A 1386-nucleotide genomic window follows, 5' to 3' on the forward strand; every position below is an offset into this window, starting at 1 on the left:
CGCTCGTCTCGTACCCCCCGGGGTCGCTATCGACGCCGCAGCGTCCCGCGTACGTACGCGGCCTGACCGGCGTGCTGGAGGTCGTCGGACAGGACGCTGACCAGCCGCACCCCCAGGGTGACCGGCGGGTCCCAGGCCGCGTCGACCACCCGCTCCAGATCGGTGGCGGCGAGCCCACGGATGAAGCCGGTGCTCTGCTCGTGGACGGCGTCGAAGTACCCGAGCAGCAGCTCGTCCGACGCGACCCGGACCTTTCCGACCTGCTGGGCGGTGTGCCCGTAGCCGGTCGCCGCCGCGGGCAGCGGCAGGCCGAACCGGGTGAACCACCCCTGGGCCGTCCAGATCTGCTCCAGGCCCGAGGCGTCCGCGACGTGGTCGTCCTGCACCCGGGTCAGGTGCCACACCAGCCACGCGATCGAGTTCGCCCCCGGGTCCGGGCGCGCGTTCAGCTCCTCGGCCGAGAGCCCCCCGACCGTCTCGTGCACCACCTCGCGGATGCGCCCGTACGCATCCGCCAGTACGTCCGTAGCCTTCATGCACCGTCCCCAGACCTGTCCGCGGAACTGCTGACGCGACGTCGTGCGACGTCGCCCGACGTACGCATCGGCCGGTGCCCCGTGGCCACCGGCCGATGGGTGGACCGGCGCGCGGCTACATGGGATCCATGCCCCGGTCGTCGATCTTGCCCTCCCGTTCGCTCTGCTCCTGGAGCCGGCGGGCCTTGTCCTGGAGCCTGCGGCGCTCTTCCGGATCGGTGGAGCGTTCGGCAGCCTTGTTCAGCTCCTGCGCCTTCTCGCGCAATTGCCGGACCCGGCCGTGGGATTCGCCTGCGCTCATGATCACTCCTCGGGTGTGGGGGGTAAGGAGGGCGGATTCAGCGAACCAGCAGCGCCGCGCGGGCGCATCTCGAACCGTGGCCCGAGGTGGCCGGGCGGGGAGAAGCGGCTCCCCCGTTTGCCCGCCCCGTATGGCGCAGCGCAGCGGGGTGCCGCTGAATGTGACCAAGCGTGCGCTTCCCATGACGCACGTTGACCGGCGCGATGTGCAGACCCGCGCGTCGGCGAACGGAGCTTTCCATGAAGGACCCCATCACGCTCGCGGCGACGCAGGACGACGATCCCCGCGGGCTCCCCGACACCACCGACGCGCCGGCCCCGACGAGCGCCGAACCGATACGCACCCTGCTGGAGACGGCGGGCACCTGCCGGCCGGTCGAGGAGGTGGCCGAACCGGTGAACCTCCTCGAGGACGACGGACGGGGCACCAACCCCGGCCACCAGGCACTCAGGGCGGCCGCCGTCGGACGCCCGGTCCGGGACGTGGCCCTGCTGGTCGGCATCCTCGGAACCGACGAGGACGGCGGGCCGGGGGCGGCCGGGGGGGGCC

General features: G+C 72.7%; 2 protein-coding genes and 1 pseudogene. 1 reads left to right on the forward strand and 2 read right to left on the reverse strand.

Annotated elements, in window-relative coordinates; genetic code table 11:
* Positions 1 to 26: 26 nt before the first annotated feature.
* Together ACFXA3_RS42550 and ACFXA3_RS42555 are read right to left on the reverse strand one after the other, a co-directional pair.
* On the reverse strand, positions 27 to 536 hold the full coding sequence (locus ACFXA3_RS42550) for a DinB family protein (protein ID WP_385196909.1): 510 nt from the start codon (positions 534 to 536) through the stop codon (positions 27 to 29).
* A gap of 115 nt (positions 537 to 651) precedes the next feature.
* Positions 652 to 840 (reverse strand): DUF6381 family protein, encoded by a 189-nt coding sequence (locus ACFXA3_RS42555; protein WP_385196911.1) that lies wholly within the window; start codon positions 838 to 840, stop codon positions 652 to 654.
* Positions 841 to 1076: 236 nt separating this feature from the next.
* Between ACFXA3_RS42555 and ACFXA3_RS42560 the strand changes: the two are divergent.
* A pseudogene (locus ACFXA3_RS42560) lies at positions 1077 to 1386 on the forward strand (hypothetical protein); the annotation flags it as partial.

Source organism: Streptomyces sp. NPDC059456 (genome assembly GCF_042750055.1).
Taxonomy (GTDB): Bacteria; Actinomycetota; Actinomycetes; order Streptomycetales; family Streptomycetaceae; genus Streptomyces.

What these genes read in the sequence shown, in the direction of transcription:
- ACFXA3_RS42550 (WP_385196909.1), bottom strand. Translation starts at nt 536, where the DNA reads ATGAAGGCTACGGACGTACTGGCGGATGCGTACGGGCGCATCCGCGAG.